Genomic DNA, 18,254 nt, shown 5'->3' with positions numbered 1-18,254 from the left:
GGGTCGACGCGAAAGCGTCGCCCGATGACAGGCTCCAGCGGAGTATCCAGTATTCCAGAGCCCCTCGCAATTGTAGCGTTTTCGAGCGAAGTGGATGCCGGTTCGCGTGAAGAAAACGCGTCCAAACAAAAATCTAGTCACGAACGCCCTGGGATACTGGATCCCCGCCTGCGCGGGGATGACGAGCGCGAGTGTGCGTGTGCAAAATAAAAAAGGGCGGCTAAAAAGCCGCCCTTTTACTATTCGCTATTCGCTATTCGCGATTGGCTATTCGCCGCTTCACTCGCCCGCGGCTTCGCGCGGGGCGTCGGTCTTTTGCTTGGCTTCGAGATCTTCGCCGGTGGTCTGATCGACGGCCTTCATCGACAGCCGGGTCTTGCCGCGGTCGTCGAAGCCGAGCAGCTTGACCTTGACCTTGTCGCCTTCCTTGACGACATCGGAGGTCTTCTGCACGCGGGCCGAGGCCAGCTGGCTGATGTGAACCAGGCCGTCCTTGGCGCCGAAGAAGTTCACGAACGCGCCGAACTCCATCACCTTGACGACGGTGCCGTCATAGATCGCGTTGAGTTCGGGGTCGGAGGCGATCGACTTGATCCACTTGATCGCCGCCTTGATCGATTCGCCATCGGCGGATGCGACCTTCACGGTGCCGTCGTCGTCGATGTTGACCTTGGCGCCGGTCTTCTCGACGATCTCGCGGATCACCTTGCCGCCGGTGCCGATCACTTCACGGATCTTGTCGGTCGGAATCTTGAAGGTCTCGATGCGCGGCGCGTATTCGCCGAGTTCGGCACGCGCGCTGGTCAGCGCGCTCGCCATCTCGCCGAGGATGTGGATTCGGCCGTCCTTGGCCTGGCCGAGCGCGACCTTCATGATCTCCTCGGTGATGCCCTCGATCTTGATGTCCATCTGCAGCGAGGTGATGCCCAACTCGGTGCCGGCGACCTTGAAGTCCATGTCGCCGAGATGATCCTCGTCGCCGAGAATGTCCGACAGGACCGCAAAGCGCGATCCTTCCAGGATCAGGCCCATGGCGATGCCCGCGGTCGGCCGCTTCAGGGGAACGCCGGCATCCATCAGCGCCAGCGAAGCGCCGCAGACCGAAGCCATCGACGACGATCCGTTCGACTCGGTGATCTCCGAGACCACACGCACCGTGTAGGGGAATTCGTGGTGCGGCGGCAGTACGGGATGGATCGCGCGCCAGGCCAGTTTGCCGTGGCCGATTTCACGCCGCTTGGTGCCGCCCATGCGTCCGGTTTCGCCGACCGAGTAGGGAGGGAAGTTGTAGTGCAGCAGGAACTGCTCTTTGTAGGTGCCCGACAGCGAGTCGATGTACTGCTCGTCCTCGCCGGTGCCGAGCGTGGTCACCACCATCGCCTGGGTTTCACCGCGGGTGAACAGCGCCGAGCCGTGGGCGCGCGGCAGCACGCCGACTTCGGCGATGATCTTGCGCACGGTCTTGGCGTCGCGGCCGTCGATGCGCTTGCCGGTATCGAGGATGTTCCAGCGAACGATCTTGGCTTCCAGTTCCTTGAACACGCCGGCGATGCGGAGCTTGTCGTATTTCGGCTCCTGGCCTTCCGGGAAATAGTGAGCCATCACCTTTTCCTTGACCTTGCCGACCGCGGCGTAGCGGTCCTGCTTGACGGGAATGGCGTAGGCGGAGCGCAACTCGGTTTCGACCAGCCCGAGCATTTCCTTTTCCAGCGCGCTTTCATCGACGACCTTGACGTCGCGCGGTTCCTTGGCGGCCTTCTCGGCGAGTTCGATGATCGCTTTGATGACGGGCTGGAAGTGGCGGTGGCCGAACATCACGGCGCCGAGCATGATGTCTTCGTTCAGCTCCTTGGCTTCCGATTCCACCATCAGCACGGCGTCGGCGGTGCCGGCGACGACCAGATCGAGCTGGGTTTCGACCATCTCGTCGAGCGTCGGGTTGAGCACGTATTCGTCGTTGATGAAGCCGACGCGGGCTGCACCGATCGGGCCCTTGAACGGCGCGCCGGAAATCGTCAGCGCCGCGGAGGCCGCGACCAGCGCCAGAATGTCGGGATCGTTTTCCATGTCATGCGACAGCACGGTGACGATGACCTGGGTCTCGTTGCGCCAGCCATCGACGAACAAGGGGCGGATCGGACGGTCGATCAAACGGGAAACCAGCGTTTCCTTTTCGGTGGGCCGGCCTTCGCGCTTGAAGTAGCCACCGGGAATGCGGCCCGCGGCGTAGGTCTTTTCGATGTAATCGACGGTCAGCGGCAGGAAGTCGACGCCGTCACGGGCGGTCTTGGCGGCAACGACGGTGGCGAGCACGACGGTCTCGCCGTACGTGGCGAGCACGGCGCCATCGGCCTGACGGGCGATCTTGCCGGTTTCGAGCCTGAGCGGACGGCCACCCCAGTCGATTTCCACTGAATGAATATTAAACATTGCGATCTTCTTTCATGGGTTCACGAAAGAAACGGACGCTCGAAATACAAAAACCATGCGCAAGATTGCGAGACGCTGACACGGCGTCAGCATCCGGCGATCCTGCCATGGTTTTTATATTCCGGATGGCGTCCATCCTTTCGGGTCGTACGGGCACCTTGCCCGTTGTGCCCAGCGGCCGGATTGCTGCTGGACGTTTATTGAGCGTGATCTTGTTCGCAAAACCGCTATCCGGTTTTCCGGGATCGAGCTCTTGCACATGATCGTCTCCGGAAATCGGAGTCCGCTTTTTCTCGCGGAAGATCATGCGAAAACGCGCGCAAAATGCGCGCGTAAGCTAACAACTCAACGACGAATGTTGTGCTTTTCAAGCAGCGCCTTGTAACGCGGCTCGTCTTTCCTCTTGATGTAATCAAGAAGGGAACGGCGCGTGGCGACCATTTTCAAAAGACCCCGGCGCGAATGGTTATCCTTCACGTGGGATTTGAAATGTCCGGTGAGGTTGTTGATGCGTTCCGACAGGATCGCGACCTGAACCTCGGGCGAGCCGGTGTCGCCGGCTTTGTTGGCATTCGTCTTGATGACTTCCGCTTTACGTTCGGCGGTAATCGACATCGTCAAACACTTTCATTGTTGCGAGCCGAACTGGCAGTCAGTCCGGTCAGGTTGAACACACGCTTGGGGATGAGTTCGCCATTGCCAATTTCGGCGAGGGCCAAAAGCCGGCCTGCCACCGTGACATAGACTGTGCCGCTACTATTGGGCGCATCCCGTCCGCGCAACAAAACGGCTTGGCCCCGATGGAGCCTTGCCGCATCAGCCCGTGTGACGGCCAGTGCCGGGATGTCGTCCAGCGCGGTCTCAACGGGCATAAGCGCGTCGGCGAGGCTGCCCTCGCCAGACGCGGCTCTATCGCACAAAGCCTCCAACTGTTCCAGCGGAATCATGTCCGCCTCGCCGAACGGGCCCACCAGGGTCCGCCGCAGTGCGCAAATATGGCCGAAACAGCCCAAAAGGCGGCCGATATCGCGGGCCAGCGCCCGCACATAGGTTCCCTTGCCGCACTCGGCCTCGAACACCGAATGACTGCTATCCGGTTGTTCTACAAGGGATAAATGGTGAATCTCGACCGGCCGGGGCTTCAGATCGACGGTTTCGCCGTCGCGCGCCAGATCGTAGGCGCGTTCGCCCTGGACCTTGATCGCGGAATATTGCGGCGGGGTCTGCTCGATCAGGCCGGTAAAGCGCGGCAGCAGGGCCAGAATCGCCTCGGTGGAGGGCCTGAGCTCGCTGGTTTTGACGGCGCGGCCCTCGGTATCGTCGGTGTCGCGTTCCTCGCCCCAGGCGACCGTGAAGCGGTAGCGCTTGCGGCCATCCATCACGAACGGAACCGTCTTGGTGGCCTCGCCCAGCGCGATCGGCAGGCCGCCGGAGGCCAGCGGATCGAGCGTGCCGGCATGGCCGGCGCGCTTGGCGGAAAACAGCCGCTTCACCACCGCGACCGCATGGGTCGAGGTCATGCCGATCGGCTTGTCGAGCACCACCCAGCCATGGACGTCGCGCTTGTCGCGGCGCGGCTGGTTGTTCTGGCGCGGCTGCTTGCCCGAGCGCGTATGCGGTTCGTCGTGACGCGTGGCGGCAGCGTCCGCATGGGAAGAAATATTTTCTTCCAAAATATTTTTTTCAGCGCCGTTCGAATCGCCAATCGGCGCCTCGATCAGGTCGTTCGCGGTGGTCACGATCATCAGTCTTCGTCCGAATCGGGTGCGAGGTCTCGTTGCACCGCAGGTGTTCTCAGTAATTTCTCGATCCGTTCCGCTTCGTCGAATCGTTCGTCGGCGCGGAAGCGAAGATCAGGCGCGAATTTCAGGTTAACGCGATGCGCGACTTCGCCGCGCAGGAACTTCTTGTTGCGTTCCAAAGCGGCGAGCACGGCGTCGGTGTCGCGTCCGCCGAGCGGCATGACATAGACGGTCGCAAGCTTCAGATCGGGCGACATCCGCACCTCGGGCACGGTGATGATGTGGCCCTCGAGGGCCGGATCGTGCACGCTGCCTTGCGACAGGATGTCCGCAATCGCATGACGCACGGTTTCGCCGACGCGCAACTGACGCTGCGAGCCGCCGGGGGCGGAGCTCTTCTTGTGGTGGTCGGGCATTCAAATCACCTTGTCATGCCCGGGCTTGACCCGGGCATCCATCACTTCATGATAGATTCCGCACTTGGCGGATGGATTGCCGGATCAAGTCCGGCAATGACGAAAGAAAGCGCTTCGTAAGGTTTGGACTTACAGAGAGCGCTGGATCGTCTCCACGCGATAACACTCGATGACGTCGCCGGCACGCATGTCGCCGTAGCTCTCGAACGCCATGCCGCATTCCTGGCCGGAGGCCACTTCCTTCACTTCGTCCTTGAAACGCTTCAGCGTCGACAGCTTGCCTTCATGCACCACGACGTTGTCGCGAATCAGGCGGACATTGGCGCCGCGTTCCACGGTTCCATCGGTGACGCGGCAACCGGCGACCTTGCCGACCTTGGAGATGTTGAACACCTCCAGGATCTGGGCGTTGCCGAGCATGGTCTCGCGCAATGTCGGGGCCAAGAGGCCGGACATCGCGGCTTTGATGTCGTCCACGAGATCGTAGATGATGTTGTAATAACGGATCTCGATGCCGTTGCGCTTGGCGGCCGCTGCGGCTTCCTTGTTGGCCCGCACCGAAAACCCGAGGATGACGGCGTTGAAGCCTTCGGCCAGCGTCACGTCGGATTCCGAGATGCCGCCGACACCGGCATGCAGGATGCGGGCTGCGACTTCGTCGGTGCCGAGTTTCTCCAGCGAACCCAGGATGGCTTCCAGCGAACCCTGCACGTCGGCCTTGACGATCAGCGGGAATTCCTTGCGGCCCGAGGTCTTGAGCTGCGACATCATCTGTTCGAGCGAACCGCGCATGCCGGAAATGCTGGCGGCGGCGTTCTCGCGCTTCTGATGGGCGCGGTAGCTCGTGACCTGACGGGCGCGGGCTTCGTTTTCCACCACGGCCATCCGATCGCCGGCTTCCGGCGGTCCATTGAAGCCGAGCACTTCGACCGGCACCGAGGGGCCGGCCTCGTCGATGGTTACGCCCTGGTCGTTGATCAGCGCGCGGACCCGGCCCATTTCGGCGCCGGCGACGATGATATCGCCGACCCGTAGCGTGCCGCGCTGAACCAGCACGGTGGCGACCGGACCGCGGCCGCGATCGAGCTTGGCTTCGATCACGGTACCTTCGGCAGGACGTTCCACGTTGGTCTTGAGGTCGAGGATTTCGGCCTGCAGCGCGATCATCTCGAGCAGCTTGTCGAGATTGGTCTTGTTCTTGGCGGATACCTCGACGTCGACGACGTCGCCGCCGAGCGATTCGACCTGCACTTCATATTGCAGCAATTCGGTGCGCACGCGGTCCGCCTTGGCGTCGGGCTTGTCGATCTTGTTGATCGCCACGATCATCGGCACCTTGGCGGCCTTGGCGTGGTTGATCGCCTCGATGGTCTGCGGCATGACGCCGTCATCGGCGGCGACCACCAGGATCACGATGTCGGTGACCTTGGCGCCGCGGGCGCGCATCGCGGTGAACGCGGCGTGGCCCGGGGTGTCGATGAAGGTGATCTTCTTGCCGCTTTCCGGCGAGGTCACCTGATAGGCGCCGATATGCTGGGTAATGCCGCCGGCTTCGCCGGACACCACGTTGGCATGGCGGAGCGCGTCGAGCAGCGAGGTCTTGCCGTGGTCGACGTGGCCCATCACGGTCACCACCGGCGAACGCGGCTCGACGTCGGTGGAATCATCGACGGCGTCGAACAGGCCTTCCTCGACGTCGGAGGCGGCCACGCGCTTGACGGTGTGGCCGAGTTCCTCGGCGATCAGTTGCGCGGTATCCGCATCGATCACGTCGGTGATCTTGTGCATCGCGCCCTGCTTCATCAACAGCCGGATCACGTCGACCGCGCGCTCAGACATGCGGTTGGCGAGTTCCTGGATATTGATGGCTTCCGGGATGACGACTTCGCGGATCAGCTTTTCCTTCGGCTCGTTCGACGCATGCCCCTTCAGGCGCTGGGTGCGGCGGCGGAACGAGGCGATCGAGCGCTCGCGCACGTCATCGGCAGTGAGGGCTGTGACCAGCGTGAGGCGGCCGCGCTGCTTGGCCGGAGCCGGCTTGGCGGTGGTTTTCGGAGGGGTGGCCGGACGGGCAACGCCGCCGGGGCCACGGCGAATCTGACGCGGACCTTCGTCCTCGTCGCTGGCGTCGGCGGCAACGCCGGGAGCGCGCGCCGGCGGCGCCGCTGCGGCACGGGCCGCCGCGGTTGCGGTCGCCGCGGCCTTGGCCTCGGCTTCGCCAAAACGCTTCTTGGCTTCGAGCTCGGCCTTGCGCTTGGCTTCCTCGTCGGCCCGATGACGCTCTTCTTCGGCCTTGCGGCGAGCCTCGGCGGCCTCTCGCTCGGCCTGCTCGATGCCTTCCTTGCTGTTGCGGCGCTTGGCTTCTTCTTCCGCCAGCCGGCGTTCTTCAATGTCGCGCACCTTGGCGTCGGCCAGCGCGCTGGCGCGGGCGGAACGCTCATCCTCGGTCAGCGTACGCAGCACCACGCCCGAATTGCTGCGCGGCGGAGCCGGCGGCGGGGCGGGGCGGCTCAGCGGCGCCTTGACCGGCGGCGGCGCCGGCTTGGCGACGACCGGCTCGGGTACGTGGGGCGCGGCTTCGGTCGCGGGTCCATCGCCGCCAACGCGGCGCTTGCCGCGCTTTTCGACCACCACCTGCTTGGTGCGACCATGGCTGAAGCTCTGGCGCACGGTGCCCGTCTCGACGCGTGGCTTGAGCGTCAAGGTCTTGGTCGGGACACTCAGTGTCTTGTCGCCAGGCGTTTTCGTATCGACCATTCAGCAGTCCTAATCTTGTTGCGTCGTGCGTGTCCGCACGGTTTTTATCGGCGAATTCTTAATCCGTATTCTTGGCCGTATGGCCGGCTGTCTTGTCGTCATCCGCCATCCGGTATCGGACCAGGATCTGGCTGCGCGACAGGAAAGTCTTGCTCGCCGAGCCCGCGAGCAGGGCAGCATGTATCACATTTGACCGGCCCAGTGCCAAATCCAATTGTTCCGATGTCAGCACGGTAACGACGGGAATTTCGCGCGCCTGGTCGCTATTTTCGGCCTTTGACCGGGCCAGAGCGGTCGATTGGGCGTCCAATTTGCGGATTCCGTCGGCCGCGCCGTCGCTGGCGTGGATCAGCGCAAGCACCTGGACGCGTCCCTGGTGTTCAAGCGCGCCCTCGACCTTGCTGAAGCCCGATACAACCTGGCCTGCCTTGGCGACCATGGCGAGCGCATCGATCACGCCGCGGACCAAGAGGGCCTCGGTATCCGCCGCCAACGCCGCCGTGACGCGTATTTGGCGCTTGAAACCCTTGCTAAATTGGTTACGGCGGGCGGCTTCCGCAACCGCCTGGTGCGAGGCTGAAATCCACATGCCACGGCCGGGAAGCTTGCGCTTGAGGTCCGGCACAACCTCGCCCTGCGGCGAGACCACGAACCGGATCAGTTCGTCGATCGGACGCACCTGCCGCGTGACCGCGCACATCCGCATCGTCGCGGACCTGTCGGTCCGCGGTCCGTTGTCGAGATCGGGGTCAGCAATAGCAAGCATTCGTGGTGCGTCTGCCTTTTCATCTGCGTAGGGTCTGGGCGCAGAAGGAGAGTTCGATGTTGCGAAGCACGGTCCTTAAACCGGCTGGTCTTCGGGCGTTTCCGCCGTCTCGGGCTTCTTGGCGAGATCGGCTTCGGTGATCCAGCCGGCGATCACGCGCGCCTGCATGATCATGTTCTCCGCATCGTCGCGCGAAATCTCGTTGGCATCGAGAATGCCCGGGTGCTTGGTCGGCTCACTGCCTTCCTTACGCTCGGTCCAACCGACCAGATCGTCGGTGGCGCAACCGGCCAGATCTTCAACGGTCTTGATGTCGTTCTCGCCGAATTTCACCAGCATTTTCGAGGTCACGCCGGGCACCGTCTTTAAAGCGTCTTCCACACCGAGTTCCTTACGTTTGTTTTCAAGCTCGCTCTCGAGCTGTTCCAGATATTCGCGGGCGCGGCTTTGCAATTCAGTCGCGGTTTCGTCGTCGAAGCCTTCGATGCCGGCCAGTTCCTTGACGTCGACCAGCGCCAGTTCCTCAACCGAAGTGAAGCCTTCCGACGCCAGCAATTGGCCGACCACTTCGTCGACATTGAGCGCTTCCATGAAGACCCGCGTCGAATTCTCGAAATCGGCCTGCCGCCGCTCGGATTCCTCGGTTTCGGTGAGGATGTCGATGTCCCAGCCGGTCAGCTGCGAGGCGAGCCGCACATTCTGGCCGCGCCGGCCGATCGCCAGCGACAACTGGTTATTGGTGTCGGGAACCACGACTTCGATGCGCTCGCGGTCTTCGTCGATCACGACCTTGGCGACTTCAGCCGGCGCCAGCGCGTTGACGACGAAGGTCGCGATGTCGGGCGACCACGGGATGATGTCGATCTTTTCGCCCTGCAATTCGTTGACCACGGCCTGCACGCGCGAGCCGCGCATGCCGACGCAGGCGCCGACCGGGTCGACCGACGAATCCCTTGAAATCACGCCGATTTTCGCGCGCGACCCGGGATCGCGCGCGACCGCCTTGATCTCGACGATGCCGTCATAGATCTCCGGCACTTCCTGCGCGAACAGCTTTGCCATGAATTGCGGATGGGTGCGGGACAGGAAGATCTGCGGACCGCGGGTTTCACGGCGCACATCGAAAATGTAGGCGCGGACCCGGTCGCCGTTGCGGAAGACCTCGCGCGGCAGCATCTCGTCGCGGCGTACGATGGCTTCGCCGCGGCCCAGATCGACGATCACGCTGCCATATTCGACGCGCTTGACGATGCCGTTGACGATATCGCCGATACGATCCTTGAATTCCTGATACTGGCGGTCGCGCTCGGCCTCGCGGACCTTTTGCACGATCACCTGCTTGGCGGATTGCGCGGCGATCCGGCCATATTCGAGCGGCGGCAGGGTATCGGCGATGGTGTCGCCGACCTGGGCGCCCGGATTGGCGCGCTGGGCGTCGATCAGCGAAATCTGGTTCGACGAATTCTCGACCTGCTCGACCACCAGCATGTGGCGCGACAGCCGCAGTTCACCTTTTTTGGCGTCGATCTCGGCGTGAACGTCGGTCTCGCTGCCATAGCGGGCACGCGCCGCCTTGGCGATCGCATCCTCCATCGCCGCGATCACGATGCTCCGGTCGATGGATTTTTCGCGGGCGACGGCGTCTGCGATCTGCAGCAGTTCAAGTTTATTGGCGCTGACAGCAGCCATGGTTCATTCTCCTTCGATGGGATCGATTTCGCCTCGCCGGGCTCTTTCCGCGGCAAGACGGTGTTCCTTGGTATTCTTCGGCGGAGCCTTGGGCGCGCCTTTGGCGTTGGCTTTGGGCTTTAATTTCGGCTTCGGTTTGTTGCTTTTGGCCGGATCGCTTTTGGTGGCGTGGGGCGGCGGCGGTGGCTCGAGCCCGAGTTGCTGGCGCAACTCGCGCTCGGCGGCCTTGCCGCGCCGCATTGATTCCGCGATCAACTCGTCGGTCAGAACCAGCCGCGCATCCGAAATATCTTCCATGACAAGCGCGACATCGGCCTCTTCGTCCGTGCGTCTGTCATCGCGATGCAGCCGGATCGCATCGCCTTCGACGCCGCCTAGGGTACCGCGAAACCGCTTGCGGCCTTCATGGGCAACCGCCATCTCGATTTTCACCAGATGGCCGGCATAACGCTCGAAATCGGAGCGGCGCACCAGCGGACGGTCGATCCCGGGCGAGGAAACCTCGAGGCGATAGGCCTGCTCGATCGGGTCGGCAATATCGAGCACCGGCGACAGCGCCTTTGAAATCGCCTCGCAATCCTCGATCTGCATGGTTCCGTCGGGCCGTTCCGCCATGATCTGCACGGTGCAACCGGATTCGGCGGAAATCTTGATCCGCACCAGCCGGTAGCCCATGCCCTGCAAGACCGGACCGGCAACCGCGGACACGCGTGCCGCGACGCCCGGCTCGACGACGAGGCGCGGCTCGGCGAGCAGATCGAGGTCCACGGAATCGGCCAAGGAATCTACAATGGAACCAGTAATTGGATCAGTCATGTCCAGGGTCAAAATGCGTCTAACTTGAGCTGTCTAGCGTGTGTTTGAGTGAGGCCGGCGCTCAGGCTGCGTCCGGTTGGTCTACCCAAGCCGCCCGCCGTTGCTCCTGCGTCGGGTCCGTTCGGGTAATAAAAAAGAGCGGGTCCGGAGGGGCCCACTCTCAATACGCGATCGTATGAGAACCATAAGTTGCCGTCGATATAGCGGTTTTGGCGTTGTCCGGCAAGGGCTGCGGGACCCGAAAGCGCGATTTTACGGCCGTTTCGCGCGGTTCATCAACCTAACCCTTCCTTCACCAAGCCCGCCTAAATTACCGAATTGCCGACAATGCGCGCGGGCGGCGCCGGTTTGAAATTCCTGCACCCGTTCACCGCAGATCCCCCATGAGGAATTTGCCGGAAAAGTAGGTTTGATGGCAGTCGCTCCCTCGCTGATTCCCGGGCTCGATGAGATGGTCAGGAACGGCGATTCCAAGCGCCTGGCGGATGTCGGCCGGCGGATCGCCGAGCTGTTTCTTTCGGGGGTCGCGAATTACCGACCGGATCACGTCGATCTGTTCGACGGCGTTCTGACCGATCTCGTTCCCCATACCGAGCTTGCCGCGCGCGCCGATCTCGCCGAGCGGTTGTCGCTGCTGGCCAACGCGCCGCGCGGGCTGGTCGGGCAACTCGCGCGCGAGGACGCCATCGCGATCGCGGGCCCGCTGCTGCGCCGCTCACCGGTGATCGATGAAAAGGCGTTGATCGAAATCGCGGGCGCGAAGGGCCAGGGGCATCTGCTGGCGATGTCCGAGCGGCGGACGCTTTCTTGCGATCTCACCGACATTATCGTGCACCGCGGCGACCGCGATGTGGTCCGGCGCGCCGCCGGCAATGCCGGCGCGCTTTTTTCACAGGCCGGATATTCGGCGCTGATCAAGCGCGCCAGCCATGACGGCGTGCTGACGCTCGCGGTCGGCCAGCGCGCCGATCTGTCGGCGCCGCAGTTGAAAGATCTTCTGGAGGGATCGATCGACATCGTGCGCCGGCGTCTGCTCGACGTGGTCAAGCCCGAGCGGCAGGCGGCGATCAAAATGGCGATCAGCGAACTTTCCGGCCCGCCCGAACCGGTCGAAAGCCGCCGCAACTTCGCGCCGGCGCAACGCAAGATCCTGGCGCTGCATGGCGCCGGCGAACTCAATGAAGCCGCGCTGCTCGGCTTTGCCAAGAGCTTCAAATACGAGGAATCGATCGCGGCGTTGTCGGCGATGTCGGCGGTGAAGATCGCGACGCTCGACCGGCTGATCTCGGGCGACCGTCACGATCCGATCCTGATCGTCGGCAAGACCATCGGCCTCGAATGGGCGACCGTGCGCGCCTTGATTCTGCTTCGGCTCGGTCCGAACCGGATCGCGGCACCGGCCGATATCGAGACCGCCCGCGTCAATTTCACGCGGCTGATGCCCTCGACCGCCGAGCGCGTCGTCAATTTCTGGCAGACCCGTCAGTCGGCGTGAGCATCAACCGGAGCACGATGATTATTGATTGAATCGGCCGCGATTTCCTTCACCTCTCCCGTTGGGAGAGGTCGGCGCGTAGCGCCGGGTGAGGGGTTAGGGCCTCTCGTTTGGCATAAGAGCCCTCACCCGATTTGCTTCGCAAATCGACCTCTCCCCGCCGGGGAGAGGTGAAGCGAGGCGCGCCGTCGCTCAATCTAATCTCATCACGCTCTGATCTTGCGAAACCGCAAATACGCCGCCTTGCGGCCTTCGCGTTCGGCTTTGCGGCCATAGCGCGTCATCGTGTAACCGGGCCACGGCGCGCGCCAGTCAGCCGCGCGCTCAGCGGTCCATTCGAAATCCGGCGACCGCACCAGATGCGCCAGCGTCCATGCGACATAATCGTCGATATCGCAGACAAAACGAAACTCGCCTGAGGCTTTAAGGATGCGCGCCATCGCCACGATGGTGGCATCCTGCACGAAGCGCCGCTTCCAGTGCCGCCGCTTCGGCCACGGATCGGGATGGATGAGATCGATCCGCGCCAGCGCCAGCGGTGGCGCCCATGCCAGCAATTCGGCGGCGTCGCCGGCGAACAGCCTGATATTGGCGATGTCATGGGTTTCGATCTGCGCCAGGATCTTCGCCATGCCGTTGACATAGGGTTCGCAGCCGATGAATCCGGTGTTCGGAAAGGCGAGCGCCTCCGCGATCAAATGCTCGCCGCCGCCGAATCCGATTTCCAGCCTGACCTCATCGACCGGCCGGTCGAAGCGCGCGGCAAGGCCGGCAAAATCGGACGGCTTCGAAGTATCGTTGGAGTCCTGGATGTCGAGCGCCAGCCGCGGCAGCAATTGCTCGATCAGATCGAGCTGATGGACACGCAGCTTGTGACCCTTGCGGCGGCCGAAGAACCTGCGATCGGCCTCCGCTTCGGGCGGCGCATCGTGGTCCAAAGCTTCGTGGTCCAAATCAGTGTGATCCCTCGGATCGCGCGGAGCATTGCTCATCGCAGCGTCTGATACAGCCGATGCAACAGCCGCGCCCTCGGTTCGATCGAGGAGATGTAGATCTGCTCATAATGGGTATGCGCGCCCTGGCCGTCGACCCCGAGGCCATCGAGTGTCGCGGTGTGAGGTGCGGTGAAATTGCCGTCGGAGCCGCCGCCGGTCGCGGTGTCCACCAGATCTATTCCAAGTTCGGTGGCGAGCGTCCTGGCGTGCTCGAAAAGCGCAGCACCGGCATTGCCCTTCTCGTAAGGCGGCCGGTTCAAGCCGCCGGTCACCTTGACGCTGACGCCGTCGGTGCGTGATGTCAGGTTCAGGATTTTCGGCACCAGCTCGTCGGAATCCGCGATGGTCGGAACGCGCATATCGACCTCCGCATAGGCTTCCTCCGCAATGACGTTCGACCGGGTGCCGCCTCTGACGACGCCGACATTGACGGTCACGCCGCGCTTCGGATCGTTCATGGCTTCCAGCGTTTGAATGATATTGCCGAGTTCGCGGATCGCGCTGCGGCCGTCCTGCGGCCGCGTTCCGGAATGAGCGGGGACGCCTTTGATGAAGACCTCGAAGCGCGCGACGCCTTTGCGCCCGGTGACGACTTTGCCGCCATCGCGGGCCGGCTCCGTCACCAGCACATATTTTGCCTTGCGGCCCTCGGCCTCGATCAGCGCGCGCGACGTCGGGCTGCCGATCTCTTCATCCGAGACGTAAAGTTGCGTCACGCCGAGCGGCGAACGTTCGGCTGCGGCGCAAAGCTGCCGGAACGCATGATAAGCCAGATAGGCGCCGCCCTTCATGTCGTAGATGCCCGGACCGAACGCGCTGTCGCCTTCGATACGAAATGGCAGGCGCTCGATGAATCCGAGTGGGTGAACCGTATCGAGATGGCTCAGCACCAGAATGCCCGGATGATCCTGGCCCCATGACGAGCGCGCCACCAGATGATCGCCGCAGCCGTCGCAGCCGGCGATGCGCTCGACCGTAGCCGGCAGATCGCGATAGCCGTCCGCGACCAGGTTCGCCAAAAGGTTGACCCGCTCCGGCGCTTCGGTCGGGGTTTCCATCTCAACCCAGCGGCGGATGCCGTCAAGGATGGTTTGGGGGTCGAACGGATTGGACGAGGCTGTGGTCTGCATGCTGTTGCCTACATCGGAAATCAATCCTTGTCATTCCGGGAAAAGGCTGGTGCTCAGCGCCGGTCGGGGCCTTCGCGCGCGGCGATCTGTTCGACCATGTCGACGATGCTGCGCCGAAGCTTGGCGTCGGTGATGCGGGTGAAGGCGCGGGTCAAGGCCAGGCCCTCGGAGGTCGCCAGGAAATCGGAAATGTAGGCCGGCGAGGCGGCTTCGGCGAAATTGTCGCCGCTCACCGCGCCGCTCGGTCCTCCCTCGAACAAAAACGAAACCGGCACTTGAAGGATTTCGGAAATCTGCTGAATGCGGCTGGCGCCGACCCGGTTGGTGCCTTTTTCGTATTTCTGAACCTGCTGGAAGGTGAGGCCCAATGCTTCGCCGAGTTTTTCCTGGCTCATGCCAAGCATGATCCGGCGCATGCGCACACGACTGCCGACATATTTGTCAACAGGATTGGGCGCTTTGGTCGACATCTCCAACACTCCTTGGGATCACGCGAGGGGAAGAGGCCGAACTAAAACTTAGCAGGCCATTCTATCTATTTATTTGAGCATGATCTTTTCGGAAAACCGGTACCCACTTTTCCGGATCATGCTCGAGAAAGAGAGACCGCATCGAATTCAGCGGCCGGTGAGGACTGCACATAATTTTAATTCAATTGCTTGAACTTATTCTCCCTCACTGTGGCCAGATTGCGAATGAGCGCCGATCTGTCAACCGGCGCAGTGTCGCGCACCGTGCTTAATGCCGGTATCCAAAACCAAGTATGAATCCTTAGACGTCAGGAAGCTCGTTTCGCCGTACGGCGGCGGATCACGAAGATCAACGCCGCGGCGAGCAAAATCGCGGCAGGCGTGTCGCCGACGCGCGCGTAAATCGTCGGTGGAATGGCCGACGGCAGGCTTGAATCGAGCACGCCTTCGAGGCCGAGGCCGAGCCGTGCGACGACCCGCCCCAACGGATCGATCACCGCGGAAATACCGGTGTTGGCGGCGCGCACCACCGGCAAGCCTTCCTCGATCGCGCGCAGCCGCACCTGTTGCAGATGCTGATAGGGACCGGTCGACATTCCGAACCAGCCGTCATTGGTCAGGTTGACGATCCAGCCCGGGCGATCGTCGCGCGTCGCAACGGTCCCGGGAAAGATCGCCTCGTAGCAAATCAAGGGTAGCGCGCGCGGCGCATTCGGTATCTCCAGGGTGCGGCGGACCGCGCCCGGAATGAATCCGCCCTGGACTTTGGTGAGTTGCTCGAAGCCCAGTCTTTCCATCCAGTCCTGGAACGGCAGATATTCGCCGAACGGCACCAGATGCAGCTTGTCGTAGACCGACAGCACGCTGCCGTCGTGATCGATCACATAGATCGAATTATAGGCGCGGGTGATCTTGACGCCGGGCGGCAGTTCGGGCGCGCGCACCGCCCCGGTAATCAGCACCGTGCCCTTTGGCAACAGATCGGCGATCTGCCCCATCGCATCGGCTTCGCGGGTCAGGAAAAACGGAAATGCCGATTCCGGCCAGATCAGGATGTTGACGTCGCGCACGCCGGTGGATTGCGGTCCGGAGGCGCGGTCCGAAAGCGTCAGATATTTCTTCATCACCTCCGCCTTGGCGGAGTAGTTGAAGCGCTGGTCCTGTTGCAGGTTGGGCTGCATGATCCGCAGCTTGAGGTTGGCGACCATCGTGGTCGGCTGCAACGCCAGCCGGACGGCGCCGAAGATTCCCATCGCCGCGAGCAGCAGCAGGGCCAGCGCCGGCGCGATCCACGGCTTGCGTCCGCGTGAGGTGCCGTCGATCAGCACGGCCGGGCTCGCGAAAATCGCGACGCTCAGGAAGGTCAGGCCCCACAGGCCGACCAGCGATCCCGTCTGGGCCAGCGCCAGCGGCTCGCTCAGGGCGTAGCCGAAGGCGTTCCAGGGAAAGCCGGTCAGCACATGGCCGCGCAGCCATTCGCTCACCGTCAGGGCTGCTGCGAGCGCCAGCACGCGCGAGGCATCCCGGGTCCAGATCAGCCGCGCGAAGCCAAAACCAAAGGCGGTAAACAGCGCCAGATAGGCCGGCAGGCCAAGGATCGCGAACGGCAGCAGCCAGGCAAAGGTCGATGCGTCGACCAGAAAGGCGTAGCCGATCCAGTACAGGCCCGGCACGAAATAGCCGAGGCCGAACCACCATCCGGCCATCGCCGCGGCGGGAACGCCGCGCGCACGGCCGGCGCCGGCGCCATCGATCAGCCAGACCATCACCGGAAACGTCAGGAACAGCACCGGCCATGCGTTGAACGGCGCCATGGCCAACGCCGACAAGGCGCCGGCTGCGAGCGCGATAGCGGCGCGCTTCCATCCCCACGCCAGGATGATCGAAAGGCCGGCGACGCGGAGTTTATTGGCGGCGGTCACGACGAGCCGGCTCCATCGCCCGAGGGCGGGCTGGTATTGTCATTGGCCTGCGGCTGACCTGTCTCCGGGGACGTTTCGCGGCGACGGGTCTCGCGCTGGGTGCGCGGTGCGGGACGCTCCTTGCGCGTACCGATGCGCAGCCGCTTGACGCGCCGCGGATCGGCATCGAGCACCTGGATTTCGTAATTGCCGGGACCGGAAATGACTTCGCCGCGCACCGGCAGCCGGCCGACCTGGGTCACCAGATAGCCGCCCAGCGTCTCGACTTCCTCGCCGGCCTCGCCGGTGACGAAATCCTCGCCGATCACCGAACGGACGTCGTCGAGGCTGGCGCGGGCGTCGGCGATGAAGGAATTATCCGCCTGCCGCACGATCGACGGCGGCTCGTCGCTGTCATGCTCGTCGTCGATTTCGCCGACGATCTGTTCGACGATGTCCTCGATCGACACCAGGCCGTCGGTGCCGCCATATTCGTCCACCACCAGCGCCAGATGGATGCGCGTGGCCTGCATCTGCACCAGAAGATCGATCGCCCGCATCGACGGCGGCACGAAGATCAGCTTGCGGATGATATTGGCGTCCGCGAGCGGCATCGCCAGATCAACCGTGCGCAAATCGAGGCCGGCCGGGTAAGGCTTCTTGCGCTTTGCCTTGCCGCCATCCGTCACGCGCGCACGCGCGGTCATAAACGCCAGGAGATCGCGGATGTGGACAATGCCCTCGGGATCGTCGAGCGTTTCATTGTAGACCACGAGGCGCGAATGCGCCGCGCTCTCGAACAGGCTCATCAATTCGCCGAGCGGGATGTCGCGCTTGACCGCGACGATGTCGGCGCGGTGGATCATCACGTCGGCGATGCGGCGTTCATGCAGGCCGAGGATATTGCGCAGCATGGTGCGCTCGATCGCCGAAAAGCCGACTTCGTCCGGCGTCGAGGCATCGAGCACGACCTGTAGATCGTCGCGGACCGATCCCGGCTTCCAGCCGAACAGCGTGCGGATCGCACGAGTCAGCCAATTGTCGGCGGCCGGACGCATAACCTCGCCGTCCTGCACCACCGCGGGCAGGTTGCGCGTATTGCGCGCATTGTCGTGGGTCGGTTCGGAGTCGGCCATCTCAGTCCATCCGCTCCGGATCCTTGCCGGAATCTCGCTCCGCATACGGATCGGGCATGCCGAGTTGCGCGAGAATCTCGGTCTCGAGGCCCTCCATGGTGTCGGCGTCGGCATCGTTTTCGTGATCGTAGCCGATCAGATGCAGGTAGCCGTGAACGGCCAGATGACTGAGATGGTGCTCGAACGGCTTTTGTTCGTCGTCGGCTTCCTTGCGCATCGTTTGATAGGCGATGGCGATGTCGCCGAGCATCCGCGGCGCTTCGTCGGGACCACGCGGGCCGGTCGGCTGCAAGGCGGGGAACGACAGCACATTGGTCGGCTTGTCGATGCCGCGCCAGTTGCTGTTGAGGGTGCGGATGCCTTCGTCGTCGGTCAGCATCACCGCGAGTTCGGCTTCGCCATGGTCGGCATTGGCGATCTCGGCGGCGGTGGCGATGGCGCGATGGATCACGGCCTCGGCGTCGGCTTCGGCCTGCCAGCATTCGGCGACAATCAGAACGTCTGACATGAC

Annotated in this window: 16 protein-coding genes; 1 reads left to right on the top strand and 15 read right to left on the bottom strand. The window is 63.1% G+C overall.

Annotation, left to right across the window (positions count from 1 at the left end; translation table 11 throughout):
- Positions 1 to 279: 279 nt before the first annotated feature.
- The 9 genes from pnp to rimP form a co-directional block, all read right to left on the bottom strand.
- Positions 280 to 2,430 (bottom strand): polyribonucleotide nucleotidyltransferase, encoded by a 2,151-nt coding sequence (pnp, locus tag GSQ88_RS14610; RefSeq protein ID WP_159008459.1) that lies wholly within the window; start codon positions 2,428 to 2,430, stop codon positions 280 to 282.
- Entirely contained in the window at positions 2,423 to 2,737 is a 315-nt protein-coding gene (locus GSQ88_RS14605; RefSeq protein ID WP_159008458.1) for a hypothetical protein, read from the bottom strand. Before GSQ88_RS14605 ends, pnp begins: the two co-directional genes overlap by 8 nt.
- A gap of 38 nt (positions 2,738 to 2,775) precedes the next feature.
- Positions 2,776 to 3,045: a 30S ribosomal protein S15 gene (rpsO, locus tag GSQ88_RS14600; protein WP_159008457.1), complete on the bottom strand. Its 270-nt coding sequence runs from the start codon at positions 3,043 to 3,045 to the stop codon at positions 2,776 to 2,778.
- 2 nt (positions 3,046 to 3,047) lie between these two features.
- The gene (gene truB, locus GSQ88_RS14595) at positions 3,048 to 4,175 is read right to left on the bottom strand and encodes a tRNA pseudouridine(55) synthase TruB (RefSeq protein ID WP_159008456.1); all 1,128 of its coding nucleotides are present in this window, start codon (positions 4,173 to 4,175) and stop codon (positions 3,048 to 3,050) included.
- Positions 4,175 to 4,588, bottom strand: a complete 414-nt coding sequence (gene rbfA / locus GSQ88_RS14590; protein WP_159008455.1) for a 30S ribosome-binding factor RbfA — start codon at positions 4,586 to 4,588, stop codon at positions 4,175 to 4,177. Before rbfA ends, truB begins: the two co-directional genes overlap by 1 nt.
- Positions 4,589 to 4,717: 129 nt before the next feature.
- Complete coding sequence (infB, locus tag GSQ88_RS14585; RefSeq protein ID WP_159008454.1) at positions 4,718 to 7,345, bottom strand: translation initiation factor IF-2; 2,628 nt, start codon at positions 7,343 to 7,345, stop codon at positions 4,718 to 4,720.
- A gap of 58 nt (positions 7,346 to 7,403) precedes the next feature.
- Positions 7,404 to 8,111 carry an RNA-binding protein gene (locus tag GSQ88_RS14580; protein WP_159008453.1) on the bottom strand — a complete coding sequence of 236 codons (708 nt, stop codon included), beginning with the start codon at positions 8,109 to 8,111 and terminating at the stop codon, positions 7,404 to 7,406.
- A gap of 75 nt (positions 8,112 to 8,186) precedes the next feature.
- On the bottom strand, positions 8,187 to 9,800 hold the full coding sequence (gene nusA / locus GSQ88_RS14575) for a transcription termination factor NusA (protein WP_159008452.1): 1,614 nt from the start codon (positions 9,798 to 9,800) through the stop codon (positions 8,187 to 8,189).
- A gap of 3 nt (positions 9,801 to 9,803) precedes the next feature.
- Positions 9,804 to 10,616: a ribosome maturation factor RimP gene (rimP, locus tag GSQ88_RS14570; protein ID WP_159008451.1), complete on the bottom strand. Its 813-nt coding sequence runs from the start codon at positions 10,614 to 10,616 to the stop codon at positions 9,804 to 9,806.
- 412 nt (positions 10,617 to 11,028) lie between these two features.
- On the opposite strand from rimP, the gene GSQ88_RS14565 reads away from it, so the two are divergent.
- The gene (locus GSQ88_RS14565; RefSeq protein WP_159008450.1) at positions 11,029 to 12,111 is read left to right on the top strand and encodes a DUF2336 domain-containing protein; all 1,083 of its coding nucleotides are present in this window, start codon (positions 11,029 to 11,031) and stop codon (positions 12,109 to 12,111) included.
- A 206-nt stretch (positions 12,112 to 12,317) separates the two neighbouring features.
- On the opposite strand, the gene GSQ88_RS14560 is transcribed toward GSQ88_RS14565, so the two are convergent.
- The 6 genes from GSQ88_RS14560 to ybeY all read right to left on the bottom strand — a co-directional run bounded on the left by GSQ88_RS14560 (position 12,318) and on the right by ybeY (position 18,251).
- Positions 12,318 to 13,103 (bottom strand): tRNA (guanine(46)-N(7))-methyltransferase TrmB, encoded by a 786-nt coding sequence (locus tag GSQ88_RS14560; RefSeq protein WP_159008449.1) that lies wholly within the window; start codon positions 13,101 to 13,103, stop codon positions 12,318 to 12,320.
- Complete coding sequence (locus GSQ88_RS14555) at positions 13,100 to 14,236, bottom strand: M20 family metallopeptidase (protein WP_159008448.1); 1,137 nt, start codon at positions 14,234 to 14,236, stop codon at positions 13,100 to 13,102. Before GSQ88_RS14555 ends, GSQ88_RS14560 begins: the two co-directional genes overlap by 4 nt.
- A gap of 53 nt (positions 14,237 to 14,289) precedes the next feature.
- On the bottom strand, positions 14,290 to 14,706 hold the full coding sequence (locus tag GSQ88_RS14550) for a helix-turn-helix domain-containing protein (protein ID WP_159008447.1): 417 nt from the start codon (positions 14,704 to 14,706) through the stop codon (positions 14,290 to 14,292).
- 308 nt (positions 14,707 to 15,014) lie between these two features.
- Positions 15,015 to 16,628, bottom strand: coding sequence for an apolipoprotein N-acyltransferase (gene lnt, locus GSQ88_RS14545; RefSeq protein ID WP_159008446.1), 1,614 nt, complete (start codon positions 16,626 to 16,628; stop codon positions 15,015 to 15,017).
- Positions 16,625 to 17,743, bottom strand: coding sequence for a hemolysin family protein (locus GSQ88_RS14540; RefSeq protein WP_159008445.1), 1,119 nt, complete (start codon positions 17,741 to 17,743; stop codon positions 16,625 to 16,627). Before GSQ88_RS14540 ends, lnt begins: the two co-directional genes overlap by 4 nt.
- 1 nt (position 17,744) lies before the next feature.
- Positions 17,745 to 18,251, bottom strand: coding sequence for an rRNA maturation RNase YbeY (ybeY, locus tag GSQ88_RS14535; protein WP_246784802.1), 507 nt, complete (start codon positions 18,249 to 18,251; stop codon positions 17,745 to 17,747).
- Between the last annotated feature and the right edge of the window lie 3 nt (positions 18,252 to 18,254).

The sequence above is a fragment of the Bradyrhizobium sp. S69 genome, from assembly GCF_009766005.1.
Taxonomy (GTDB): Bacteria; Pseudomonadota; Alphaproteobacteria; order Rhizobiales; family Xanthobacteraceae; genus Bradyrhizobium.
This window is presented reverse-complemented; position numbering and strand designations above follow the sequence as displayed.